Raw genomic sequence first — 23,476 nt, 5'->3', positions numbered from 1 at the left:
GTGCATTTTACCGACTTAATCCACATTATTCAAGTTTTGACCTTTTATATCATAAATATCATGGCTTTTATGCTATTCAGCCTCCGGAAGTTTCGTCCCGTCCTGAGCTGTCGCTTCACTGCCTTCCTTGACATTAGGGGATTCCGACGGCTTGGATGACCCATTTTTCTTCCTGGGCCGGCCTGGTCTTCTTTTCTTTTTCTCACTCTGTTTTTCTGCCGGTTCTGCTGAGGCTTCGACCTGCGTTTCCTCAGGTTCCAACTTTGGCTGTGGTTCCGGGTCTCGCTCAATCTCAATTTTATCCTGCTTCTCAGGCTGATGTACTGCTGCGGATTCAGGCGAGACTGCATGAATTACCTCTTGTTCGGTTTTAGACTTAGAAGCCGGCTGCTTTCTTTTACGGCCACGCGTCTTTTTCTTGGTCTCCGCCACCGGTTTTTCAGGATGAATCACCGGATCATCAGGTCTTGATGCTGCTGCCTCAGCCAACCCAGCGTCTGTAGCCGCCATATCACCACTGCTGGATTCCTCAATAGGCTGATCCCCATTACCCTCCAAGCTCTGTTGCCCGTCTTCGGGCTGCTTCTCTACAGCGCTCTCCTTCAAAAGCACAAAGGCATCCTGTGTCTCAGGCACTGCCTCATAATCCTCAGGTGCCACTGGCGGCAGCGTCTTTTGATATTGTTTATGAAGCGACTTCAATTTACCATAGATGGGGTGATTGCCCTTCTTTCCAAAGGCTTTCACTAAACGGTCATGCAGCGTATTCAATGTAAATGACTCCCTAAAAATGGCATCCACTTTCTTCAAGTCTGAAGTGCTCATTTTTAGGCTCACCAAACACTTTTGAACGGACGCCGCGAATTCCCACGCCTCATCCAGTTCCTCCAAAACAGGCTCAACACTGATCTGTTCAACGTTTTTACCTATTTTCTCAATGGTTTCACACTGGATAATCTGGAATCCGCGATTCAGAAAGGCGGTTACAACATTTTCATAGCCACGGTCTTTGCTGATAATAGCGAACTGCGTCGACTGAGCCTCATAGGTGTGGCGCCCGATCTGAAACCCCACCTCAGCAATCAACTGGAAATCAAGATTATTTTTTCCTGTGCCTATGGTATGAATGATGTTCAATTCGCACTTCTTTCGAAGCAGCGTCTCCAGCACCACCAGGCTGATCTTGTGTGAGACACTGCTGATAAAAATGGTGACAGAGTCGCCGTCCGACAGCGACTCGACGCCTTCAAATCCGGATTCATGAACATTTTCGTAATCGATAAAGCAATGTGTTTTCCTATTTTCCCGCTTCATGTTCAGCGCTCCTAATCCATTGGTTTATTACTGTCAATGTGAGAGGCCCCGCGCCTCTTCTTTTGGTACCTGATGTAGGCAAGTACAGCAGCAAGAAAGAGCAGGCTCACCACGATCACCGGCAATAATAGCATCATCATAAAGATCATCCCATAAGACGGCCTGATGAGGTTGAGTGACATGGCTAAAGTCCCGGCTATCACGAGCCCGACAGCCAAACGCTTTCTGTGGCGAGCAATAAGTATAGCCCCCATGAAGCTGACTGCCGCGGCCGGCCAGGTCCATCCAAACAAAGCAGACCTCGAATTGAGTCCGAGCATAAGCTCATCCTTATTGAGCAAGCTTATATACAAGTCCTCCGTGCCTATAGCGTAATCCTTCAAGGTGTACAGTCCCGGCGCTTCGAGTTCCAGCGGCAGATTGGCCGCAGCCGACCAGTTCCGCGGTACAATCAATTCGAGATCGACAACCGCCTCACCATCGAAATATTGGGCCGGAGAAAGGGCATAATACAGGGTTCTGTAGACCGTAAAGTAGTCCGAATGACTCAGATACCCGCTTTTGGCCTCATAGGATACCACAACCTCCGTCTGTTCCCGCGGCGCCAGTTTAAGAAGCCACTCTGTGATTCTGGCTGGTGTCTGAGTCTGTCCGTAAAAATCAAGACGCTGCTCCAGCGGCTCATTATAAGCTGTGACAAACGGCGGATCTTTTACAAATGCCCAGTTTTCCAAGTGGTACGCCTCCGGCTCAATGTCTTTTGAAGGGATCAGTCCGCTTGAACTCCGGATCTTAAAACTTCGATCCTCATAATCGCCACTCATAAACCACAGAGTCAGCGCCTGAGGGCTGTTTAAGGTGTTCTCGAAGGTATAGGTGACAGTAAACTCAGCTCTATAGCGCTCTGGATCCCACACCATTTTGAGGTGTTCATGAACGAGCGCCACCCCCGGATTCTCAGTAAAAACCGCTTTATTTTGATCTGGCAGAATTCGGGGCGGTCCGCTGTTGGCAAAGACAGGCAGCCACTGGATCAGGAGTACGAGAAGCAGACAGAGTGAAAGGCGCCCAAAGCCGCGGACCCCTCTTTCCAATCGCCTTATTGGCGTTGGCCTCACTGCCTTTTCTCTGTGTTTAGCCGATGGTCTCACAACCCCGCCCCCCTTTTTCCTCCAAACATTCAAAGCCGCTTAATGCTTGTTGGTCTGTCACTTAAGCTCGATGTTATGAAACGCATAGCTCGTCATTGAAACCGAGCCCATGACGCATGCCTCATTGAATACAGTGAGCTTATCGTCGTCTCTGCTCGCTCCCAGGACGTAAAGCAGGGGATCATAGTGCTCCGGCGTTGGAAAGGCAAGCTTTGCGCAATCCCCCGCCTGACCGTGATCCAGAATGGCCTCGACGTCGCGCTTGACCATATTGTCGCGAATGTAGCCATCGAATTCATAGGCCCAGTCAAAACCATCGGCACGCTGCATTTGAACGCGTCTCAGATTGTGAACGACATTGCCGCTTCCAAAAATCATCACACCCTGGTCCCTGAGCTCTGACAGTGAACGGCCAATCTCATAGTGAGTTTTCGCGTCTGCACTGCCGTCAATGCTCAGCTGGAGAACGGGAATGCTGCGGTCAGGATACATCTTATGCAGAACCGACCAAGTGCCATGATCAAGACCCCAGGAGTTGTCTGCCATGCAGGGGCGGGAAAGATGAGACAGGCTGTCGAGAACGACTTTCGCGATTTTCGGCGACCCCGGCGCATTATAGACAATCTCATAAAGCTCTTTTGGAAATCCGTACATGTCGTAGATCGTTCTGGGGGCAGGGTCATTGTTGACCCGTGTGCCGTCTGTATACCAGTGCGCTGAAATTGACAGGATCACTTCCGGCCGCGGCAGTTTTTCCGCCATGCGCGCCCAGCCATTTGTAAACCCATTGTCCTCTATAGCATTCATTGGGGAGCCATGACCAACAAACAATGCTGGCATCCTCATTTTTTGCCGCCTCCTCTGCTGCTGTCCTTGTCTTCAGAGCGTTTGTGCCTGAGGCCTGCAACCTCTTCCTTGCTGAGTGGTCTCCAGTGGCCGCTCTTTAAATCTCCCAGGCGCAGATCCATGATCCTGGTGCGCTTAAGCTTGACCACCTCATAGCCCAGGGCCTCGCACATGCGTCGAATCTGGCGGTTGAGTCCTTGAGACAGAACTATTCTGAAGCCGTATTCAGAAACCCGCACGACTTTGCATGGCTTAGTCTTGGTGTGCTGCCTTTTGACCGGATTATAGATTCTGACGCCATTAGACATAGCTTTGACAAATTCGGGTGTCACGGGCCGGTCTACCTGAACAAGATATTCCTTCTCGTGATCGTTTTCTTCTCTAAGGATTTCATTGACGATTCCGCCGTCATTCGTCAATATAATAAGACCTTCCGAATCTTTGTCGAGTCTGCCTACCGGAAAGATCCGATGGGGGTGATTCACAAAATCAATTATATTGCCCTTAATGTGGCGCTCTGTCGTACAGGTAATGCCCACGGGTTTATTCAGGGCTATATAGACACTTGGAACTTTTTTGCGCAGGACTTTCCCTTCGACCTCGACGAGATCCCCCTGGTCAGCCTGGGTTCCAAGCACTGCCACTTTCCCGTTCACCCTGACTTTTCCCTCAAGGATGAGCCGATCCGCCTCCCGCCTTGAGCAAAGGCCTGTACTGCTGATATAAACGTTTAGTCTCATAGTTGAGTCACTCCATACCTCCGGAGAGCTTTGCAGCATTTCCGCCGAAAAATTGTTGTAAGGTTGCTTTGAGAAGAAATTGTGTCTACAATTAAGTATAAGAATACGAGGTGATCAGGTTGTTTTTTGTATTTCCCACTCTCATGTCAACGTTTGAAAAACCACTTGGCCTATGAGCAGATTTTTACTTTCCATAAGCATAATCTTTTTAGGGCTTCTGACTGGCCAGGTCTTGAACAGAATCCTGCTTCGCAAAGCTGCCCGTTTGGAGGCTGACCAGGCTTCACAATATCTGGGTGACGCGGAAGTCATAGTGCGCAGAATGCAGTTGTTCGCCATGTTTGGCTTAAATCCAATCGTCACCTTTGGCGCTTTCTGGGTCGTTCGGCTGGATGACCTCCGCTACGTCGCGCTTCCGTTGATTGGCGCCCTTGCTATCCTGTCAGGCGGTGTTCTGGCTTACATAACTTCAAAAGTCATGAAGCATGAAAGGTACCAAACCGGAGCATTTATCTGCTCTGGCGCCTTTATGAACCTGGGAAGCTTTGGCAGTTTGTTCTGCTATATTTTTTTGGGAGAGGCCAGCTACGCCCTCGCCTCCATGTACCGTTTGCTGGAGGAATTTCTCTATCTTCTGGTTGGATATCCAATCGCTCGACTTCACGGTACAACTGCCAGCGAAGCAGACAAGCAATCCGCGCTCATGAAGATTTTAAGAGATCCCGTCTTTCAGATTTACATCACCAGCATCTCAGCCGGACTGATCCTCAACTTCCTTGGTGCTCAGCGCCCAACCTTTTTCTCGTCCGTCAGCGCGGTCATCATTCCATTTTCGTCTTTCCTGCTGGTGACCTCTATTGGATATCGCATCAGATTCAGCGCAATCCAGCGTTATCTGAAAGAATGCCTGGCAATCTCAGCTATAAAATTCATAGCCGTACCTGTGATTGCCGTATCCGCGGCCTTTGCCCTGGGACTGGACGCACTGCAGGATGGCCTTGTCGTCAGGGTTGTACTGATCATGTCGGCTATGCCACCGGCTTTTCATTCCCTGATTCCGCCTCAGCTCTATGGTCTGGACGCAGATCTGGCCAACTCCCTTTGGCTGTTTAATACCGGTATGCTGGCTGTTGTGCTGCCCATCCTTTATGTCCTTCAAGGGCTGATTTAGTCCGACTTTTCTGTCGCTCAAGCCTTAACAAGCAATGCGCCTCAAGCTATCAGCACAAATTTCATAAGGCCTATCCGTTGAATGAATGAGACCGCTTTTTAAAGCGGTCTCATGTTTTTGTCACCCTTTTCAGTCAGAAGTCAGAAGACTGCCTCTCACTTGAGCCACGCCTCGATCTCTTCCATAAGTCTGACATGAGCATGCCTCAGCTGGGCTCGGTACTCACGTCCCTGACGCTCTCTAAAACTGAGATAAATGGAAAGAAGCTTCATATCCTGTGCGGGATCTGCCTGGACATCGAAGAGGATACCACCTTCGTCCATATGCAGGATCTTCGACACCGCCACATCGTGCAGCGCGCCGGACAAAGACTGGTAAGTCTCAAGGGCGTCAAGCAAGGCTTTGGATTCCATAGGAACGATCTTTTGAATTGCCCTGAGGACATATCTGATTTTTTTCACGCCAATTCGGCTCTCGTGAATTAAAGTGTCATTATCAAAATCCATGCTGCCATAATGCTTTCTCCATTGACGTAACCATCGGCTAACACGCTTAAGGGCGAAGGTGTCCAGAGGCATTTTTGAAATTCCTCTCGAAAGGGTCGCTTTCAACATGTCGCGGTGCCAGACTTGAAGGGCTGCTGCCCATGAATAGTCTCCAGCTGCAGCTTCAGCGAGAGCAGCGCCGGTGCGCTGAGTCAACACCCCGGATCTGAAAGCGATCCAATCCAGCTGGGCCTTGTCGTCAAGACCGGCATCAAGGCTCGCGGCGTAAGCTTCCAAAGCCCTCAGCTCGACCGCACCTTCCCTGGCGTCTTCAAAGGCATGCAGTGCCTTTCGAAGCTGCTCCAGACCACCTTCATAGCGGCGTGTTTTGAGCAGAGGCTTGAAGAAAGACTGGAGCGCCTTGATCTGTCTGATATAGACCCTGAAATCATGGACACGCTCTTCGTCCAGACTTTGATGTTTGCGAAGCATCAGCCAGGACGCCACCTCTGAAAGAAATCTGGAGTACCCTTCCGCGACTGTTCGATCATTTGGTGAAAGAACCAGCGTGTGATCTCCGGCTTTAACAGCATAGCGTCTGAGCTCTTCAAGAACAAGCGCCGCGCGCTTTCGCCAGGCTGGCCTCGAAAGGACAGGCTCCCCTTCAAGAAGGCGCTGAAACACATCCGCGTCCTTCAACAACTCATCATAGGCTTCCTGTTGTTTTCCCTTTGCGCTGTGGCGCCGGATCGCGTTCACCACAATCTGTTGGGAGGACTCAGGCAACAACCGGTTTTCTTTTAAGAACGCCATGACTTCTGAAGCGCCACGTTCGGCATGCGCCTCAGTGGAACCTCCCGGTCTTAGCCGTCCGGCATCATGGAGCTGACCAATAATCTCCGCGAGCTCAGAGTCAAGGCCTCTGCCGGGTGCCAGAACCGCCATCAATTTTGCTACCGAACGTACATGGGTGATTTCTTCAGCCAGTAAATTCAATGATTTAAGCGAAAGATCAGACCACGCTTCGAAAACCCAATCTTGAAGGAAAGCCTCGCGACGGGTTGAATCCGTGTTCAGAGCATTGTCTGCTTCCTTTTTCAGATCATTTTTTGACATAACCTCAGTCCTTGAAATTTCAGCCTTAGCGATACCTCGACGGCATGAACTGAATTTTTCTGACCAGCCAGGTAATCCCTTGCAGCGGCATATCCGGTGCCGCCTGCTTGATGCCCTGAGCTCTGATAAATTCGTCAAAGAGCGCTTGCTTTTCAGGATGAAGGGCTTTGAGCTCCTCCGCACGAACCCGGATCAGTTCTTTCTGAGCGTCGTTGAAAGAAAAAAGGGCTTGACCTTCAGTCACTATGGTCGCGACCACTTCCAGACCTTCCGCTCTAAAGAGGGCCAGCCACTCAGCATAGGTCAGATAAGGGGCTTCAAGCACTTCCGGCGGGAACTCCGGAATTTCATCCAATGACATTTTTGGAGAACTGTATTTAGAGCCAGTCGTCTTGGCCTCTGTCCCGCTATCTTTCTGATTCTGATCTTCCGGGTGGAATTTATAAGCGTCGTTGATCAAAAGATAGCCGCTTTCCTTAATGACGTGTCGGATCATTCGAATGGTTTCTGCTGGCGTTCCAAGGACATCCATGATGGCGTCCAGGATCGCGATATCGTAATTGCGCTCGATCAGAACCGCTTCGTTGATGTCACCGACGACAAATTCGCATAGGTCTCCAACACCATTCGCCTCTGCATGCTTGACGGCCGCTTCGATAAATTCAGGAATGATGTCGATGCCTTTCACATGACAACCGAACGCCCGGGCAAGGTATACCGGTGCTGCGCCTTTGGCGCAGCCCATGTCGATCAGATGCAGTTTGTGTGGCGACGGTAAATGTTCCTCTATTAATGTTCTCATGTCCTCAGGCGAAGAGCCGAGGTCCCAAATATCCATCAGCAGATACGGCAAATACGGGATCAGTTCCGGGGTCTGTGCTGTCAGCGACTTGGCCAGTTTTTCCTCTACTTCGTCTTTATAAGTTTTCTGATTCAACTGCCATCACCTCCTAAAATTTCTGCAAGTAACCTGTGTGTGCCTGACGACACTCACAGCTTTATAAAACAAAATTGACCGTACCTTCGCGACGCTCTGCAGCTTTTGGTGAAGGACCCTCCGGATGGCCAAGGGTCAGCGCTGAACAAACGACATAACCCTTAGGAACACCCAGTGCCCTCAGCGCAGCCTTCACCTCCGGTTCATCTCTGAGCCGCGTCAGAATGTGAACCCAGCAGCTGCCAAGACCAAGGGTATGAGCCGCGAGCATCATGTTGCCTGCAGCAAGGGCAGCGTCTGACACTGGAGATAATGAAATTGAATTTGCCGCGTTGCTGATGATCACCAGAACAGGGGCACCATAAAAGTAGTGAAACTCCGCAAGCTCACCCATTTTTTTCAGATAAGGGTCTTCTGAGCCTTTTATCGCCTCGTAAACAACTGCTTCCAGCGCCTCAATCTTCTCGCGGTTTTGAATGACACTGAAGTGCCAGCTTTGGGCGTTCATACCGCTTGGCGCGTATTTAGCCGCCTCGATGATCTGCCCCAAATCCTCTTCAGATATGCCGTCCGCTTTATATTTTCTGATACTTCTGCGGTTCAAAATGGCCTCAATGACATTGTTCATTCTTCAGATCCTCCTCGACGCCTCAGCCAGCATATAGTTTCGCAATTGCTCGTATGCGGGAACATGTCCACGCCTGTCACCTTTACGGGTTGATATCCAGCCAGAGCCATCATTGAAAGATTTTCCGCGAGCGTTTTTGGATTGCATGAAATGTACAGGATCTCCGGCGCTCCAAAAGCGATGATTTTCTCCAGGGCTTTTGGTGAAATGCCCATTCTTGGCGGATCCACCACTATAACCTCGGGCTTGTGGCCTTCATAATGATCCAGAATTTCCAGCACGTCCCCAACCCTGAATTCACAGTGGGAAAGCTCATTTTCAGCCGCGTTGGCAATGGCCGCTTCGACCGCGTCTGCCACAATTTCTATGCCGACAACGCGCTTTGCTCGTTGAGCCAATAGTTGAGCGATCGTACCCGTCCCACTGAACAGATCAAAAACATATTTCCCACGAATGTCCTCAAGGCCGTCAAAAGCCGTCTGATACAGCAGCTCAGCGCCCACGGTGTTGGTCTGAAAAAACGAATAAAGGGAGATTCGAAACCTTAGACCCAGAATCTCGTCATAGTAATGATCCCTGCCAAACAGAACGACTGGGTCTCCGTTGACCGCGTCTGCCTTTCCCGTGTTTTCAACATACAAAACACCGACAATCTCACCTTGCAGTTTTAATCCGGTCACCAAATCGACAAAGCCCCTCAGGTCTTCTGCCGATGGTCCCGCAGCCGACAACGCGACAAGAATCTCACCGGTTTTTTCGCCTTTGCGTATGACGAGGTGCCTCAAGATTCCCTCATGACTAAATTTATTATAATGATCCACGCCACGCCTCTTAAAAAATTCTAAAACCGCGCTTAAAATTTCCGTAAAATCCGAGTCGCAGATCTGACAGTGATCCGTCGTAATCACCGCGCCAAATTGACCTTTTTTGTGAAGTCCTAGATTTGTCTCACCACCTTTGAAAGCATTCCCAAAGGTAAACTCCATTTTGTTTCGGTATGCCAACTGCTTGGGACTCGGAAGCACGCCTGTGAACGCTATGCTTTTGAATACGTCTTCCGGGAGATGGGACTCAAGAAGCCCGGAAATCCAAGCCTTTTTCATTTCCAGTTGCGCACTGTAAGGCAATGTCTGAAGCGAGCAGCCTCCGCATTCGCCGTAATGATTGCAAAATGATGATATCTCTGACTCTGATTTTTCCAAGACGCTTAACAACTTACCTTCGACGTAGTGATCCCTGTTCCTGGAAATTCTGACCTCTACCTTTTGACCCGGAAGAGCGCCCTTGACATGAACAGGCTTTTGATCAACAAAACCAACCCCTTCTTGTAGCGTCGCCATTTTTTCTATCCAAAAAGTTACTATTTGATTTTTTTTCATGTATAAGCCCTTTCGCTCAGCTCGATTATTAAAAGCCTGATTTTATCTTACTCTTTATTATAGCGCAAAACCCGGCTTCAGAACAGCACCCCCAGTGGTAACTGTTGTTGTGTCTGTTGTCGCGTCTGTTGCGGCGTATGATGTGGCGTCTGATGTGGCATCTGTTAGCGTGGTAAAGACTGTTAATCCGCGTGCGCAATCCTACTGGCAGCCGCTGCAGCGATCGCGGCTACAAGGTCATCCATAAAGGTATGCACACGAGTCCCCTTCATGGCGTCGAGCTCCTTGATGATCCCAATTTTTTCTTTGTCCAGGTAGCCGTAGTTAGTGAGACCTATTGTCCCGTAAAGATTTGAAATGGATAATGGCAGGATCTCATCAATTCCATAAAGCGGCTCGTCCGATTCCACAATCTGCTGAAGGGGTTCCGGCAATGCCTTTCGCTCTGCCAATTCATCCAAGGCGACACCTGTCATAATGGCGTGAGCCACCTCACGTTTATTCAGAACTGCATCCACACTCTCCATGCATGCCTCAAATGTAAGGTTTTCGTTATATTTCTTTTGCAGATGCATCACCAGAACCGCGATATCCGAAATTTTAACGCCTCTGCGATCCAGCGCATCCTTTGCTGAAGTATACAGCTCAGACATTGAAACACTTGCCATGTCTTCACCTGGTCCTTTCTCTTTTCAAGGTTAGTGTTGTAATTTTAATTTTCGGATTCCAGAATTGCCTCAAGGTCCCCTTTGATTTTCAAAAGTTCTTCTCTATGCGCGTCAGAAACCTCCGGATAATGCAATTCCATATTATCGAAGGCTTCAATAATTACTTGCGAGATTATCAGACGCGCATTTTTCTTATCGTCCGCTGGAATAACAAACCATGGCGCGTATTTTTTGCTGGTGGCTTCAAGGCAGTCTTCATAAGCTTTCATGTAGTCATCCCAAAACTTTCGTTCTTCTATGTCCCCAAGACTCATCTTCCAGTTCTTCTCAGGTTCATCAATCCGGTCCAGAAACCTTCTTGCCTGTTCCTCTGAAGAGACATGCAAAAAGAATTTGATGACCCTTGTGCCATTCCTAATGAGATGCTTTTCAAAGTCCGCAATGGACTCATAACGTTTCTCCCAAAAATTCTTTCCGTTTTCGATTTCTTCAGGCAGCCTTTGATTTGCCAGTAACTCCGGGTGTACTTTGGCTACCAGCACCTCCTCATAATAGGACCGGTTGAAAATGCCTATCCGTCCACGTTCAGGAAGGCGGCAGGTCGTACGCCACAAAAAGTCATGATCCAGCTCCTCAGCACTGGGCTGCTTAAAACTATACACCTGACAGCCCTGAGGATTCACGCCAGACATAACATGTTTGATTGCACCATCCTTGCCGGCGGCATCCATTGCTTGAAAAATCAGCAGGAGAGAATAGCGATCCTGGGCGTAAAACATATTCTGTTTTTCAGTCATTTTATCTTTGTATTGTCCAAGCTGCTCTTTGTATGTTTTTTTTGAGTCATAATAAGGCTTTACCTTAGTAGGCCAATCCTTAAGGTCAACCTTTTGACCTTCATCCACGCGATATTTTCCGGTATCTATCTTCAAAACAAGCCCTCCTCAACGCTTTTCTTCATCTTTACCCAGTCATAAGAGGCTTAGTCAGGAACAAGTAAAAAGCCTTCCACTGTGATAAACAATGGAAGGCTAAAAATTATTTTGACTGTTTTCCTTAAACGGAAGCCGAATCAGACGTTTACACCAATTTGACTTGACAGCGCGTCTTCTGTGGCTTTTTCCATTAGTCTGATTTTATTGACAACAAAACGGTCCAGTTTGCCGTGTCCAATAATCCCTTCTTCATCAAATGCTTCCGTCTCAAGCTGGATATAGTTGCTTTCCTGACTGACGACAGAAACCTTGATGGTTACTGTTTCACCTAAAACAGTCGGTTTTTCGTGGGTTACAGATAGTGTCTTGCCAACAGAAACATAACCTTCCGGAAGTCGACTGTCGATCAGCCTGGTGGCTGCTTCAATCATTAAAGCAACGAGACTTGGTGTTGCGAGCAGGGTGTCGAGTGCGCCGGAGCCGTAGTGGATTGCAGTGTCATCCTCGGTAACGATTTTTTGGATTGTCAGGAATTCTCCCGGTTCAAAAACAGGAACATTGATCATGTTGATTCCTCCTTTCGACTTCTACTATATAGATAACCAAAAGTTGAGGCCTTACGCTAATTTTTCATTTTTGGTATGATCTTTCGCATATTAATACTTTGTATTCACATAATCATCAATCAACGATCTCTTGGGACTTTCTAAAAAACAGCCTTGCATTTTGAGTTTGCGTTGAATTCTGACATCCATGGAATGGAGGATCGCCATGGGGCGGTCGGTGAAGACTATTTCAAAAAGCTTTCCGGAAAGCCGCTCCGACCTCATTTCAAGGTAATAAGCCTCTACGTTGATATAGTCCACCAGCTCCAGCATTTCCTGTGTCGCACGGTCCTTTTGGAGGTAATGGTCATCCATTTTTTTCTCAAACGTCTTCAACTCTGCATAAGCTGCCGTATAACTTTCATCTATCATCATTTTGTAGAATTTCGCATAAGTATTGTGATACTGATAATTCATCAGGCCTTCTTCAAAAGTTGACGCTCGGGGTTTGAAGGGCCTGATCCCACGCTTTTCAAAATAATAGTGACACTGTTCCAAATAATATCGCTTAGAGATCGCCCCGGATTCCAACTGATTTATAAGATTGGTCCGCTGATTGAAAAACTCCGTCAGGAGCAGTTTTGCAGATCCAGAAAGTCTATTGTCTGTCTCGTTCATGAGTTCTCCTCATTCTTTTCCTCCAATAATCGCAGGGGGATAAAAGCTCTGTAGTCCGCAGATACCAGGCGGTATTCCACGCCGCCAAAATTCCCGTTGATACCTGCTTTAAATCCGAATTCTGTATGGAGATGGCCGTAGACCACCAATTCAACGCCGTAGTGTTCAAAGAGTTCAGTGAATCCGCTGGACTCCATCTTTTCGTTTGTGGGTGCATAGTGAAGTACACCTATTATTCTCTGGAAACCGGCGGTTTTTGATTGCTTCAGGCTGTTTTCAAGTCTAAGAAGTTCCCGTTGATAAATAGCTTCATCCTTATCCGTAAAACCATTGCTGCCAGGGCATACCCAACCCCGCGTCCCGCATATGGCAACGTCGTAATAGACCTGAAAGTTATTATACAAAAACTTAAAATTAGGCCACCGCGTCTGCATCTTCTTGACTGAGGACCACCAGTAATCGTGGTTGCCTTTTAAGACGATCTTCTGTCCTGGCAGCTGATCAAGAAATTCAAAATCTGCGTCCGCTTCCTCAAGCCGCATCGCCCAGGTTATGTCACCCGCCAGGATGACAACATCCTCGGGCTTAATAAGAGCTATCCAATTTTCTCTGATTTTTTCAATGTAATCTGTCCAAACACCGCCAAATACATCCATAGGTTTCTCAACCGTGAAGCTCAAATGCGTGTCTGCAATGGCATAAAGCGCCACATAATCACCCCGTGACTGTCATTGGATTTGCAGGGTGAGTCCAAGGCACCCTTATAGATTTGGAGATTCAGCTCCATGGTCGCGATCAGCATTTTCAAACATCCTGAATCTCGGAAGCGTCAATTTGATTTCATGTAAAAGTTCTTCAAGTTCTTTTTCGCTTCCATTTTCCCACAACAGGTCAAATCTCTCCTGAAATTCGAAAGCTTCAGCTTTTCTCCCAAGTGATATTAAAACTTCCAGATTTTCCATGATATCACTGACCAAATTTGATTTTTGTTCAAACATGAGCTGTGCCCTAATTATTTCATTACGGATGTCACTCATCTCCAAATCGAGCATGGCCGCTGCATTCGCAGTTTTTTTCAGCCTTGCCTTAATGTCAAGAGGCAGCTTATCCTGATATTTATAATTCAAGGAGTGCTCAATAGTCGCCCAAAAATTCATGGCCAGCGTACGAATTTGAAGCTCTGCCAAAACCTCTTTGGTGCCAAAAGCTGTCTGTACCGGATAGCTTATAATGATGTGGTAACTCTTATAGCCACTGTCTTTCGGATTGCCAATATAATCTTTTTCATAAACAATCTTGAGATCTTTTCCATCTCTCGCACGAATTAAGTCCACCACTTTGTAAATGTCATCAATAAACTGACACATGACCCGGATGCCTGCTATGTCTTCCATTTCATCAATGTTTTCTTCAGGGATGTTATATCTTTTGCATTTTTCAAGTATGCTTGAAATGCGTTTAACCCGTCCGGTAATAAACTCAATAGGGGAATACTCATTCATGTCCCGGTATTCTTTTCTGATTGCTTTAAATTTGACTTTAAGCTCTTCCACTGCCTGTTCATATGGGATTAAGATCTGCTTCCATTCTCTGACCTTATGCTCCATGATGCCACCCCCCGAATGCACTATTAGACGCTTAAACCTATACGGAAAAGAAATTCGTTTGTGTCCGTCAAATCATTAAGCAAAAGATCAGGCGCATGTAAAGCTAACTGCTCTTTTGAAAAATTTCCGGTTGCCACTGCTACAGTCATTGCACCAACGGCTTTGCCACTTTCTATGTCTAATGGTGTGTCCCCTATGACAACCGTGTTGTAACCCTGATGCTGATGACCATAACGAAACTCCGCTTGATCAATGACATGCTGAATCAGCTGCGCTCTGGTATCGTGGTGGTCACCATACCCACCGAGAATGAATCGATCATGAAGGTGAACCGCTTTGAGTTTTTCATATGCGCCTATTTCACAATTGCCTGTACCCAACGTACACAGAACTTCCGGTTTAACCGCGAGTGCCTCAAGCAGCGTTTGAACGCCCGAGTAAGCCATGACACCGGGATTATTCTGAAGATTTCTCTTTAAATGGTAACCGTATAAACTGAAAAAGGAGGCTTCATCATCCAGTTTTACCTGATGCATCTGAAGAGAAGTCCTAAGAATCGCCCTGTCCAGACACCCGGCCATATTAACTTTTTCAAATCCGTTTTCAATATTAAACACTTCCAAGAAAGCGTCATTCATTGACTTCCTGCCGCTTCCGCCACATGACATCAGTGTCCCGTCAATATCAAAGATCAACAGATGACCGATCATGAGACGTCCCCCCTTTGAAATGACACCTCTATTATTATACACCAACTTAGCCTGATCAAGCACGAAATTATGACTGCCATTTTCTCAAATAAATGAGTACCCTGTAACCACTATAACCAGATAGGCTACTGGTTTTAGTATTTACAGGGCACTGGGAGGCAAATTTCATTCCCTCCCTGGTCAATCGTTAATTTTTAACACCAGTTTACCTAGGGCGTCACTGCCGGTTCTGCCGCATCACCTTCAGTTGCTGTCTCTTTCTGACTTTCCATTTGTGTTTCCAACTGCTGAATTATTTTTTGAATTTCACTCAGTGATCGCGTTAACTCGTCATAGACAGATCGGACTTGATTCAGAACAGCATCTAAATCTTCGCCCTCCGGCTGTGGCAAACCGCCTTCAGACGGCAACTGTGGACCTGTTTCTGAGACAGTGCCAAAAATCCGTTCCAAAGCCAGGTCCAGTGTCTGTTCCATCACTACCTTATCGCGATACCCAACGATTACCCGCTTCGTTTCCGGCAGACTGTTGACATTGTCTGCCTGAATGAAAATTGGTTCAATATAAAGCAGCGAATTATTGACCGGAACCACTATGACATTACCCCTCAGAACATTTGAGCCTTCCTGGCCCCACAAGGTGAACTGAGGTGAAATAGTTGAATCCTGATCTATTCTGGATTCAATCATCATAGGGCCATCAATGGTTCTGTCTTTTGGAAAACGGTAAACATAAAGTTTCCCATAGTGCTCGTCATCATTTCTCGCGACAAGCAAGCTGGTCATGTTTGCCTTTTCACGCGGTGTATACGGTAAAATCAAAGCGAACTCTTCATTTTCTTCCTCAGGAAGCTTAAACATGACATAGTTTGACTTCGCTTGCTCAATCTGGTCCAGATATTTTTCGTTGGCAATATCCCAGGCATCCTCACCGTTATAAAAGACGACCGGATTGCTGATATGGTAAAGACGATATACCTCTGCCTGCAGATCGAATAAGTCCCGCGGATATTTGATATGCTTCTGCAAACCTTCAGGAAGCTCAGACGCAGGTTTAAACAAATCCTTGTAAATATTATTGTAGGTCTGGATCATAGGGTCACTTTCATCAAAGACATAATAATCAATTGTGCCATTATAGGCGTCTACGACAATTTTAACCGAGTTTCGAACGTAATTCACAATATAGCCCTTAAACCCGTATCTTTGAGAATAGGGGTAATCCGCCGTGGCAGTGTAAGCGTCCACAATCCAGTAGAGCTTGCCGTCTTCCTGATTCATGACCATATAGGGATCATTCTCATAGATTAGGAATGGCGCTATTTTGGAAGCGCGGTCAATGATGTCTCTTGTGTGATGGATTCGGCTGTCTGCCGTAATGTTGTCCGAAAAAAGCAGCCTCAAGCTGCGCTGAGTTATCGCGTAAAGCAATCTGTTAGCCCCGCTCAGGGTAATGCCATCAGTCCCTTCATAACGGGTTTCTGTATTATCTGAGCCGCTCGGATAATCAAACTCATCCTCATCCGTACCCGTAATAATATATTGATCGGTCAGAAGACCAAAATAAATCTCCGGTCTTGACAGCTTTAAATCTGTCTCTGTGGTTGGCGGAATATTTTTTACCATCAGCTTTGGCTGGCCTTCAGGCGTAACTTCATTGACCGGCGCTGCGACCACCCCGTAACCATGCGTGTATTTCAGGTGCAAATTAATCCAGGTCTTTGCTTTATCCGTCAATTTTTCGACGTTGAGCTCTCTTGGAGCCAGAAAGATTTGTCTGTACTGCCCGTCAATGACATATCTGTCCATACTGATATTGCTGAACTGGTAATACAGCCTCAAACTTTGAAGCTGATTAAATGTCTGCAATAGCGGCGTTTCGTCATTAATGCGGATGTTTCGAATGGTTGCTTCATTTTCTTCCAGATCTTTTGCAGTAAGCTCCTGATTGACAGGAAATTCCCTCGACTCAACCTGGTCAAGATTAAAGCTTTTTTGAGTAAAGGCTATGTTGTATTCAATATAGGGCTGCTCTTTTGAAATTTCATCCGGTTCTACAATTAATCTTTGAACGCCAAAAGCGATGACCGAAGTGATAATGCCAATCAGCACGATTGCGACCGGACCCGCTGCAATTAAACGCTTTTTCTCTTTCATCATTCCTACAAAAAACAGTACAGCTGAGATAAAAGAAACGATAGCCAGCGCGATATACCCTTTCAGCGTAACCGCGACATCCGTGTAGCTTGCACCGAAAGCCGCCCCACGTGGAGAATAGACGAGGTCATAAGTCATCAGCAGGAAGAAGCTTCCCAGCAATACAAAAAAGAGAGCACCCAAAGTAGCGAGTCGCTTCACAGCGTTTCGTAAAATATCCCGTTTGAAAAAACCAATAACGTTTGGAATGCCCGCAGTTCTGTCCAAATAATAAACCGTACCTTCTGAAGGCGGATATTGCTTAAATACAAGAGAATAAAAGACGAGTGTCGCCACAATAATCACAAGGGTTGTGAAAATGCCGAGGCTCATCAGATTCTCAATCATAGGCTTTGAGAAAATATAGAAGGAGGCATCGTTTCCAAAGATTGGGTCCGCGACGCCAAATGAATTTCTGTTCAAATAGAATAATATTTTCAACCAAAGCTCACCGGTCGCTACCCACGACAAAAATATGCCCAATCCGACAGATATCATTACCAGTAATCTTTTTGACTTAGTCAGCTCCGGCTTGGAAATAAAGATTTGTCCTAATTTTATATACTTGTCGAATAATTTGATGAAATACAGACTGAGAGCCACTGAGAGGATCAGTGAAAGCGGGATCCAAATCATCATTTTTGTCTTGATTTCAACAAAGAAGGTTTCAGTGTAACCCAACATTTTAAACCATTGATAGTCCGCTGCAAAAGCTAAAATCTGATCACCGAAAACAAGCAGCAACAGCACCGCGCCCAAAATTGGCGGTAAAATCTTGTTCCATTCTTTTTTCATAAGGGCATCCCCTTTCAAGGTTTCAATAAGTTGATACCCCGAATAAACAACCACCACACAAATGCCTCACACTTCAAGAAAAAAATGAGAGCCGGTTGGGTATAAACCGACTCTCATTAAGGGCTTGACTGATAAATAGACTCTCTTTACTATTCGCTACATGGTCGGAATGTGAATAATCTGGCCTGGCAGGATCAAATTAGGATTGCTGAGTTTATTGTACTCAGCTAATTTTTGCCACGTTGTGTTGTATTTTAAAGCAATATGGTACAAAGAATCTCCCGAGACGACAGTGTAGTGACTTTCTGTTCCCGGTGTTCCAGGTGCAGGTGTCACAGGTGCGGGTGCAGGCGCTGGTGTCACTATTGCCGGGCCGTCATAGACTTTAATTCTGCCGTCGACTGAGGCATTTCCGACGCCGACTTCCTTAATGTACTTCACGAGTGCTTCGTCCAGTGCTACAAACAGACCTGCCTCTGGGTATTTTTTGAACATTTGATAATCGTCACCGCCAGCTGCCATAAAATCGTTTGTAGCTGTCAAATACATGCGGGCCGGGTCCACCGCTTTTCCGTCCACGGTTGCGGTTACAATCCTCTTGCCCACTTCTTTCGATGGATCAAACTGTACTCTGATCCCTGCGATGTGCGGGAAAGCACCCATCTGGTTAGGATAATCCGTCAAACCATGTTCAATGGCTTTCAAAAGATCTTCTCCGGAAATGGATTTTGTTACAATGTAGTTGCCAAACGGCAAGACTGTAGAAATTTCTCCTACGGTAATGTCTCCGACATCAATTGACGCCCGGATGCCTCCTCCGTTGGTTATGGCAACCTCTGCGCCCGTCGCGTGAATCATGGCCTGAGTAATCAGATTGCCCAAGTTGGTTTCGCCGGTTCTGACCAATTCCCTAGTGCCTACAAGTTCTACCGGAGTGTTCCCTACAACGACCGAAGTCACGACATCCTGCTCACCTTTGAGCGTTGTGATCAGAGTTTTAACTGTTTCGTCTTCACCCAGGTCAACGACTGACGCCGCAGGAATCAGATAAGGTTTAACGGAAGCAATTTCACCGGCGCTCCAAGTAATATCAATTCTTCCCAGGCTTTCATTGTACCCGCCGGTTTGGACGATATTGACGCCATTGTTGATGATGCCGGTTGAAAAACGCGTGTGGCTATGTCCGCCAATAATGACATCCACACCTGGTACCTGATAGGCGATCATACGGTCTGTGAATTCTGACGCAGGCTCGAGTCCGAGGTGTGACAAGACTATAATAATATCTGTCTTGTCCTCAAGCTCAGCAACCATTGCTTTGGCGACTTCTATTGGATTTTCGATCTTCAGTCCCTTGGTATTATCCGGATGGGATTTGTAATAGGTTTCAGGGGTTGCAAGACCGAAAACACCCACTTTGACGCCTTCCATTTCTTTGATGATATAACGGTCCACAAAAGGCGTGCCATCTTCATTGATCACGTTTGCTGCAAGGAAAGGATAGTTTGCCATGTCTTCAAGCTCAAGCAACCGTTCTTTGCCATAGTTGAAATCGTGATTGCCCAGTGTCATGGCATCATAGCCAACTGCATTGTAAATATCTACAATGCTTTTACCTTTTACAAGGGTGGCAATGGTCTGCCCATGGGTCGCGTCACCTGCATCCAAAAGCATTACATTGGGATTTTCAGCTTTCGCCTTATTTACCAGTGAGGCAATTTTTGCATATCCAACAATTGTAGCGCTGGATTCCACTCTGGCATGGGCGTCGTTGGTGTGGAAGATCGTAATTTCGACAGATTCATTCTCAGCTGCAAAATTAAATCCCGTCATTGAAAATACGAGAATTAAAATCAGCAGCATACTCAGATTGCGTTTCATTCAGTTCCCTCCTTTTAATCAGACAGACTAAATTACCGGCATCCTATTCATACCACAATTTGGATGAACAAAACATCACACTTGTTTTTATTTCCCAATCGCCCGCCAAACGAACTAAAACTATCTATTAAAAAAGCCCTCTATAGAGGGCTTTTGACGTGAAATGCTTATATAGACGCCGTCAGAGCGACACCTTGTTCTGCGGTAAATTCAAGTGGTACAATTTCAATGGTGACATCTCTGTTCAATTTATTTTCCAGTCTGTTGATCATATTCTGCTGCTTGGTGGTTTCAAGGGACTCGCCCATCACAATGATATCCACCTGCTCTTCATAGGCGAACTTAGTGAGCGCGCCTTCAATATCCATATCCTTGATGACCGACAGGGCCGCATCATATGCCTTTGATATGTCAAAAAGATATTCAAGCGCATCAGCTTCTTTTAACTTTCCGAAATAGCGCCAGTTTTCTTTTACAACATGAACGACCAGCAATTCATCCTGCGGCTTACAGAGTTCCGCCCCTCGCTTGATGAGACGCTCGCATGATTTCTGCTGGGTGACGCAGACCATGATTTTCCTTCTGTTTACCATGTCTAACCCCTTCCAAATGTCGTCTGGTGCTCTATGTGATCTATTGCTTGTCCATTCCCAATCGACTTAAAAGGCAGTTGTTAAAAAATTTGCCGATGGTCACCGTTTTGTACACATTTTCATACTTATTATACCAAACTTTGACCTCGATTCTTACCTTTTAATTATTATTTAATCTGTTTTACTTTTCTGAATTTTTTCCACTCCCCTCAGTTTTGTCATATAATAGATTTAGGCGAGAAAGTCTGCGCTTTTCAATCAATCGGGAGGGAACGTATGCAAACCTATACAAAAGTGATCGGGCTCACCGGAAGCCATTTCGTAAAAGAATTCGTCAAGATCAGACATCATGACAACAAGGTCAGAGAAATCAGCGAAGAAACCGTCGCAAAAAAATTTAAAGAAGGCAATACCAAGGTCATTGTCTATTTTGAAGAGGATGGCCGCGAAATTGAACTGGATGACTTCAGCGATCCTGACCTGATCCGTAAATTCCTCGGCAAAGCCTTTATTTAAGGCATGCAAAGACGGATGCAAGCGGATGTCTGACAACCGCTTGCACCCCCTGAAAGTCAATCAGCTCAATAAAAAACGCCCCTGAAGCGACCTCATAAAGCGTCTTCAGGGGCGTTTTAACCGTTTTTGACTGTTCAACTAAATGATCTGACGTTGAACCAAAGGCGGTAACATTCAATTTTAAATTATTCCTTAATGTACTTTTTAAGTTCTTCTGGAATTTCTTCCATTTCACAGGTCACCGTTGCCACAACCTTAACATTGCTGACCTCTGCGAAAGCTTCCACGCGTTTAATGTTTTCTGCAATTTCATCCATGCTGCCCTTCATGGTCTTTTTTAGACCATCAATGTATAAATTCTCCAGATCATAATCACTCGCCATCAAACCACAAATGAATCCGAAGAATTCTTGGGCTGACTGCAAAGGCAACTCTATGGTGCTGATGTAACGGACATTGTGGGGCAGATCATACATGTGACTCTTGTCGGCGTCAATAAAAATGCTGGAGCCGCTGGAAGTTTTTGCCCTTTCGTTTGCCATATCAATTAACATCTTTGTTTTTCCACTGCCACGGTTCCCTACGATTAATGAAAACATGTCAATCTCCTCCTCTTAATTTGGGTGGATGGTTTAACGTAAGTATACCCATAATATTCGATTTCCTTCAAAGTATGTCCTTCATGAACGAAAAAATATTTTCTGACAATTTCATTCGCTTAATTGAGTGATGATTACTGAACACTACTCATTCGGTTCGTCCAGATAGGATTTTCTGAGTTGTCCACAAGCAGCATTGATATCGCTGCCAAGCTCTCTTCTTACTGTGGTCTCAATCCCGGAGCGTTTAAGTACCTCTGAAAACCGTTTGACCGACAAGTCGCTTGAAGCTTTGTAGCCACGTTCTGCCACGGGATTAACAGGGATCAGGTTAACATGACACAGCTTGCCTTTTAACGCTTTAGCGAGCTTGAGAGCCTCTTCCTCGTGGTCATTTTCTCCCTTGATTAAAGCGTATTCATAAGTGACCCTCCGGCCGGTTTCGCTGGCATACTCATCACAAGCTTTAAATACTTCGCTGACAGGATATTTTCTGTTCACAGGCATCAGCTCTGAACGCTTGGCGTCCTCTGCGCTGTGCAGCGACACCGCCAATGTGATTTGATAGTGCTTCTTTGCAAGCGCCCTGATACCGGGAACAATCCCGCAGGTCGAAAGCGTCATGTGACGCTGTCCCAACTTTAACCCCTCTTCTGAGCTCGCTAATTCAATGAATCTGGTGACTTCGTCAAAATTGTCCAGCGGTTCACCGCTTCCCATTAAAACGACGCTGGATACTCTGGCGCCGCCCAGGTTTTGAATTTCAAGCAGTTGGCCCAAAATTTCTCCGGCGGTCAAATTCCTGACCATGCCGTCAAGTGTAGAAGCGCAGAAGGTACAACCCATACGGCATCCCACCTGTGTGGACAAGCAAGCAGAAACACCATGCCGATAGACCATGCGCACTGACTCTATGACATTGCCATCATTCAACTTGAAGAGATATTTGGTGGTTTGATCATTGCCTGATGTCAACGCATCCACACATTTCATATTATCCAGAACAGTATGCTGCGCAAGTTTTTGTCTGAAGCTCTGGGACAAATCCGTCATTTCGTCAAAGGTTTTTACACCTCTGTGGACCCAGGCGTATACCTGTCTCCCCCTGAATTTCTTTTCTCCAAGGGATTCAGTCAATTGAATCGTTTCCTGCAGCGTCAGCCTGCGCAGCTCAGGCCTATCCTTGGTCATAATGTTGATACTTGATTTCACCGTCATCCCCCCTAATAGTTTGCCAACGTTATACAGACCGCTCTGTTAAATCTTTTACCTTGCCCTTATCAGCCAGGTATCCCAGCCACTTTGATGCCTCGGTATTCATGATGAGCGATTCTGGCACGCCAACTTCTTTAAAGAGTTTGGCCGCATAGTCAAATTTCCCCAAATCAAAGGCAATATGGCAGTCGCTGGAGGCAATCATCCTGACATTGTGACGACACGCCAGCTCTGCAATTTTATAACAATTATCCTTGCTGCCCTTTCTCCCCAGGTTCGTAAATGAGGAATTGTTTATTTCAATGATCTTACCGGCTGCGGCAGCCGCCTCAATAACGGCCTCCCTGTCGATGGGCCAGCGAGGATTCCCCGTATGCGCGAGAATGTCCACATAAGGATTCTGCATGACCTTGATGAGGGTCTCTGTATTCTGGGCCTGGCTGCCCGGCTCAAGGCAGACGTCGTGAAATCCCGCTATGACGTAATCCAGCCGCTTGAGAATTCTTTCCTCAAGGTCAATCCGGCCTTCAAAATCAATAATGTTCAGCTCAGCTCCCCGAAGAAGTGTCACGCCTTTATAGTGCCTTGGGATGACTTGCTGGTTCCCATGATGAAAAGGATGCGGTCCACCGGGCATGGCAGGTCCATGATCTGAAAATCCAATCAGTTCCAGTCCTTTTTCGACTGCCGCATCCATATACTCTTTCGCTGTAGAATAAGCATGTCCGCTTGCATAAGTATGGACATGACAATCCAGTACCAGTTTCATTGT

Annotated in this window: 23 protein-coding genes; 2 read left to right on the top strand and 21 right to left on the bottom strand. The window is 46.5% G+C overall.

The window, feature by feature from the left end:
• Positions 1 to 72: 72 nt before the first annotated feature.
• Genes AC4PHM_RS16295 through AC4PHM_RS16280 form a run of 4 tightly spaced genes read right to left on the bottom strand, consistent with a single transcriptional unit; the run spans position 73 to position 4,051 of the window.
• The gene (locus AC4PHM_RS16295) at positions 73 to 1,314 is read right to left on the bottom strand and encodes a PIN domain-containing protein (RefSeq protein WP_492018774.1); all 1,242 of its coding nucleotides are present in this window, start codon (positions 1,312 to 1,314) and stop codon (positions 73 to 75) included.
• 11 nt (positions 1,315 to 1,325) lie between these two features.
• Positions 1,326 to 2,465, bottom strand: a complete 1,140-nt coding sequence (locus tag AC4PHM_RS16290) for a hypothetical protein (protein WP_492018773.1) — start codon at positions 2,463 to 2,465, stop codon at positions 1,326 to 1,328.
• Positions 2,466 to 2,522: 57 nt separating this feature from the next.
• Positions 2,523 to 3,311, bottom strand: a complete 789-nt coding sequence (ygiD, locus tag AC4PHM_RS16285; RefSeq protein ID WP_492018772.1) for a 4,5-DOPA-extradiol-dioxygenase — start codon at positions 3,309 to 3,311, stop codon at positions 2,523 to 2,525.
• A complete protein-coding gene (locus AC4PHM_RS16280; RefSeq protein WP_492018771.1) occupies positions 3,308 to 4,051 on the bottom strand; it encodes a pseudouridine synthase in 744 nt (247 codons plus the stop codon). The genes ygiD and AC4PHM_RS16280 overlap by 4 nt, the downstream gene beginning before the upstream one ends.
• Positions 4,052 to 4,283: 232 nt before the next feature.
• Here AC4PHM_RS16280 and AC4PHM_RS16275 point away from each other — a divergent pair, with 232 nt between their 5' ends.
• Complete coding sequence (locus AC4PHM_RS16275) at positions 4,284 to 5,222, top strand: AEC family transporter (RefSeq protein ID WP_492018770.1); 939 nt, start codon at positions 4,284 to 4,286, stop codon at positions 5,220 to 5,222.
• Between the two features lie 155 nt (positions 5,223 to 5,377).
• Here AC4PHM_RS16275 and AC4PHM_RS16270 read toward each other — a convergent pair whose 3' ends face one another.
• From AC4PHM_RS16270 to AC4PHM_RS16205, 14 genes are all read right to left on the bottom strand, one after another.
• Positions 5,378 to 6,823: a CHAD domain-containing protein gene (locus AC4PHM_RS16270; protein ID WP_492018769.1), complete on the bottom strand. Its 1,446-nt coding sequence runs from the start codon at positions 6,821 to 6,823 to the stop codon at positions 5,378 to 5,380.
• 25 nt (positions 6,824 to 6,848) lie between these two features.
• Positions 6,849 to 7,760 carry a class I SAM-dependent methyltransferase gene (locus AC4PHM_RS16265; protein WP_492018768.1) on the bottom strand — a complete coding sequence of 304 codons (912 nt, stop codon included), beginning with the start codon at positions 7,758 to 7,760 and terminating at the stop codon, positions 6,849 to 6,851.
• A gap of 61 nt (positions 7,761 to 7,821) precedes the next feature.
• Positions 7,822 to 8,388, bottom strand: a complete 567-nt coding sequence (locus AC4PHM_RS16260; RefSeq protein WP_492018767.1) for a nitroreductase family protein — start codon at positions 8,386 to 8,388, stop codon at positions 7,822 to 7,824.
• Positions 8,385 to 9,728: a 23S rRNA (uracil(1939)-C(5))-methyltransferase RlmD gene (gene rlmD, locus AC4PHM_RS16255; protein WP_492018766.1), complete on the bottom strand. Its 1,344-nt coding sequence runs from the start codon at positions 9,726 to 9,728 to the stop codon at positions 8,385 to 8,387. Before rlmD ends, AC4PHM_RS16260 begins: the two co-directional genes overlap by 4 nt.
• Positions 9,729 to 9,949: 221 nt before the next feature.
• Positions 9,950 to 10,435, bottom strand: a complete 486-nt coding sequence (locus AC4PHM_RS16250; RefSeq protein WP_492018765.1) for a phosphatidylglycerophosphatase A family protein — start codon at positions 10,433 to 10,435, stop codon at positions 9,950 to 9,952.
• A gap of 44 nt (positions 10,436 to 10,479) precedes the next feature.
• Entirely contained in the window at positions 10,480 to 11,367 is an 888-nt protein-coding gene (locus AC4PHM_RS16245) for an ADP-polyphosphate phosphotransferase (protein WP_492018764.1), read from the bottom strand.
• Between the two features lie 140 nt (positions 11,368 to 11,507).
• Positions 11,508 to 11,936, bottom strand: a complete 429-nt coding sequence (locus tag AC4PHM_RS16240) for a thioesterase family protein (protein WP_492018762.1) — start codon at positions 11,934 to 11,936, stop codon at positions 11,508 to 11,510.
• A 90-nt stretch (positions 11,937 to 12,026) separates the two neighbouring features.
• On the bottom strand, positions 12,027 to 12,593 hold the full coding sequence (locus AC4PHM_RS16235) for a DUF6648 family protein (protein ID WP_492018761.1): 567 nt from the start codon (positions 12,591 to 12,593) through the stop codon (positions 12,027 to 12,029).
• The gene (locus AC4PHM_RS16230; protein ID WP_492018760.1) at positions 12,590 to 13,303 is read right to left on the bottom strand and encodes a metallophosphoesterase; all 714 of its coding nucleotides are present in this window, start codon (positions 13,301 to 13,303) and stop codon (positions 12,590 to 12,592) included. Before AC4PHM_RS16230 ends, AC4PHM_RS16235 begins: the two co-directional genes overlap by 4 nt.
• Before the next feature lie 51 nt (positions 13,304 to 13,354).
• Entirely contained in the window at positions 13,355 to 14,200 is an 846-nt protein-coding gene (locus tag AC4PHM_RS16225; protein WP_492018759.1) for a GTP pyrophosphokinase, read from the bottom strand.
• Positions 14,201 to 14,223: 23 nt separating this feature from the next.
• Complete coding sequence (locus tag AC4PHM_RS16220) at positions 14,224 to 14,910, bottom strand: HAD family hydrolase (RefSeq protein WP_492018758.1); 687 nt, start codon at positions 14,908 to 14,910, stop codon at positions 14,224 to 14,226.
• Between the two features lie 209 nt (positions 14,911 to 15,119).
• The gene (locus AC4PHM_RS16215) at positions 15,120 to 17,900 is read right to left on the bottom strand and encodes a UPF0182 family membrane protein (RefSeq protein ID WP_492018757.1); all 2,781 of its coding nucleotides are present in this window, start codon (positions 17,898 to 17,900) and stop codon (positions 15,120 to 15,122) included.
• Between the two features lie 156 nt (positions 17,901 to 18,056).
• Positions 18,057 to 19,781 (bottom strand): 5'-nucleotidase C-terminal domain-containing protein, encoded by a 1,725-nt coding sequence (locus tag AC4PHM_RS16210; protein WP_492018756.1) that lies wholly within the window; start codon positions 19,779 to 19,781, stop codon positions 18,057 to 18,059.
• A 167-nt stretch (positions 19,782 to 19,948) separates the two neighbouring features.
• Positions 19,949 to 20,374, bottom strand: a complete 426-nt coding sequence (locus AC4PHM_RS16205; RefSeq protein ID WP_492018755.1) for a universal stress protein — start codon at positions 20,372 to 20,374, stop codon at positions 19,949 to 19,951.
• 276 nt (positions 20,375 to 20,650) lie between these two features.
• Between AC4PHM_RS16205 and AC4PHM_RS16200 the strand changes: the two genes are divergently transcribed.
• Positions 20,651 to 20,890: a hypothetical protein gene (locus tag AC4PHM_RS16200; RefSeq protein ID WP_492018754.1), complete on the top strand. Its 240-nt coding sequence runs from the start codon at positions 20,651 to 20,653 to the stop codon at positions 20,888 to 20,890.
• A 185-nt stretch (positions 20,891 to 21,075) separates the two neighbouring features.
• On the opposite strand, the gene AC4PHM_RS16195 is transcribed toward AC4PHM_RS16200, so the two are convergent.
• The 3 genes from AC4PHM_RS16195 to AC4PHM_RS16185 all read right to left on the bottom strand — a co-directional run bounded on the left by AC4PHM_RS16195 (position 21,076) and on the right by AC4PHM_RS16185 (position 23,473).
• Positions 21,076 to 21,489 (bottom strand): ATP-binding protein, encoded by a 414-nt coding sequence (locus AC4PHM_RS16195; protein ID WP_492018753.1) that lies wholly within the window; start codon positions 21,487 to 21,489, stop codon positions 21,076 to 21,078.
• Positions 21,490 to 21,633: 144 nt separating this feature from the next.
• Positions 21,634 to 22,701: a dual-specificity RNA methyltransferase RlmN gene (gene rlmN, locus AC4PHM_RS16190; protein ID WP_492018752.1), complete on the bottom strand. Its 1,068-nt coding sequence runs from the start codon at positions 22,699 to 22,701 to the stop codon at positions 21,634 to 21,636.
• Between the two features lie 28 nt (positions 22,702 to 22,729).
• On the bottom strand, positions 22,730 to 23,473 hold the full coding sequence (locus AC4PHM_RS16185; protein WP_492018751.1) for a phosphatase: 744 nt from the start codon (positions 23,471 to 23,473) through the stop codon (positions 22,730 to 22,732).
• Positions 23,474 to 23,476: the final 3 nt, after the last annotated feature.

This window comes from Acidaminobacter sp. QWL-03 (genome assembly GCF_058683855.1).
This window is presented reverse-complemented; position numbering and strand designations above follow the sequence as displayed.

Coding starts and splice junctions, on each gene's coding strand:
- AC4PHM_RS16295 (WP_492018774.1), bottom strand. CDS start 1,314: ATGAAGCGGGAAAATAGGAAAACACATTGCTTTATCGATTACGAAAAT.
- ygiD (WP_492018772.1), bottom strand. CDS start 3,311: ATGAGGATGCCAGCATTGTTTGTTGGTCATGGCTCCCCAATGAATGCT.
- AC4PHM_RS16280 (WP_492018771.1), bottom strand. CDS start 4,051: ATGAGACTAAACGTTTATATCAGCAGTACAGGCCTTTGCTCAAGGCGG.
- AC4PHM_RS16270 (WP_492018769.1), bottom strand. CDS start 6,823: ATGTCAAAAAATGATCTGAAAAAGGAAGCAGACAATGCTCTGAACACG.
- AC4PHM_RS16260 (WP_492018767.1), bottom strand. CDS start 8,388: ATGAACAATGTCATTGAGGCCATTTTGAACCGCAGAAGTATCAGAAAA.
- rlmD (WP_492018766.1), bottom strand. CDS start 9,728: ATGGCGACGCTACAAGAAGGGGTTGGTTTTGTTGATCAAAAGCCTGTT.
- AC4PHM_RS16250 (WP_492018765.1), bottom strand. CDS start 10,435: ATGGCAAGTGTTTCAATGTCTGAGCTGTATACTTCAGCAAAGGATGCG.
- AC4PHM_RS16240 (WP_492018762.1), bottom strand. CDS start 11,936: ATGATCAATGTTCCTGTTTTTGAACCGGGAGAATTCCTGACAATCCAA.
- AC4PHM_RS16235 (WP_492018761.1), bottom strand. CDS start 12,593: ATGAACGAGACAGACAATAGACTTTCTGGATCTGCAAAACTGCTCCTG.
- AC4PHM_RS16225 (WP_492018759.1), bottom strand. CDS start 14,200: ATGGAGCATAAGGTCAGAGAATGGAAGCAGATCTTAATCCCATATGAA.
- AC4PHM_RS16220 (WP_492018758.1), bottom strand. CDS start 14,910: ATGATCGGTCATCTGTTGATCTTTGATATTGACGGGACACTGATGTCA.
- AC4PHM_RS16215 (WP_492018757.1), bottom strand. CDS start 17,900: ATGAAAAAAGAATGGAACAAGATTTTACCGCCAATTTTGGGCGCGGTG.
- AC4PHM_RS16210 (WP_492018756.1), bottom strand. CDS start 19,781: ATGAAACGCAATCTGAGTATGCTGCTGATTTTAATTCTCGTATTTTCA.
- AC4PHM_RS16205 (WP_492018755.1), bottom strand. CDS start 20,374: ATGGTAAACAGAAGGAAAATCATGGTCTGCGTCACCCAGCAGAAATCA.
- AC4PHM_RS16200 (WP_492018754.1), top strand. CDS start 20,651: ATGCAAACCTATACAAAAGTGATCGGGCTCACCGGAAGCCATTTCGTA.
- AC4PHM_RS16195 (WP_492018753.1), bottom strand. CDS start 21,489: ATGTTTTCATTAATCGTAGGGAACCGTGGCAGTGGAAAAACAAAGATG.
- AC4PHM_RS16185 (WP_492018751.1), bottom strand. CDS start 23,473: ATGAAACTGGTACTGGATTGTCATGTCCATACTTATGCAAGCGGACAT.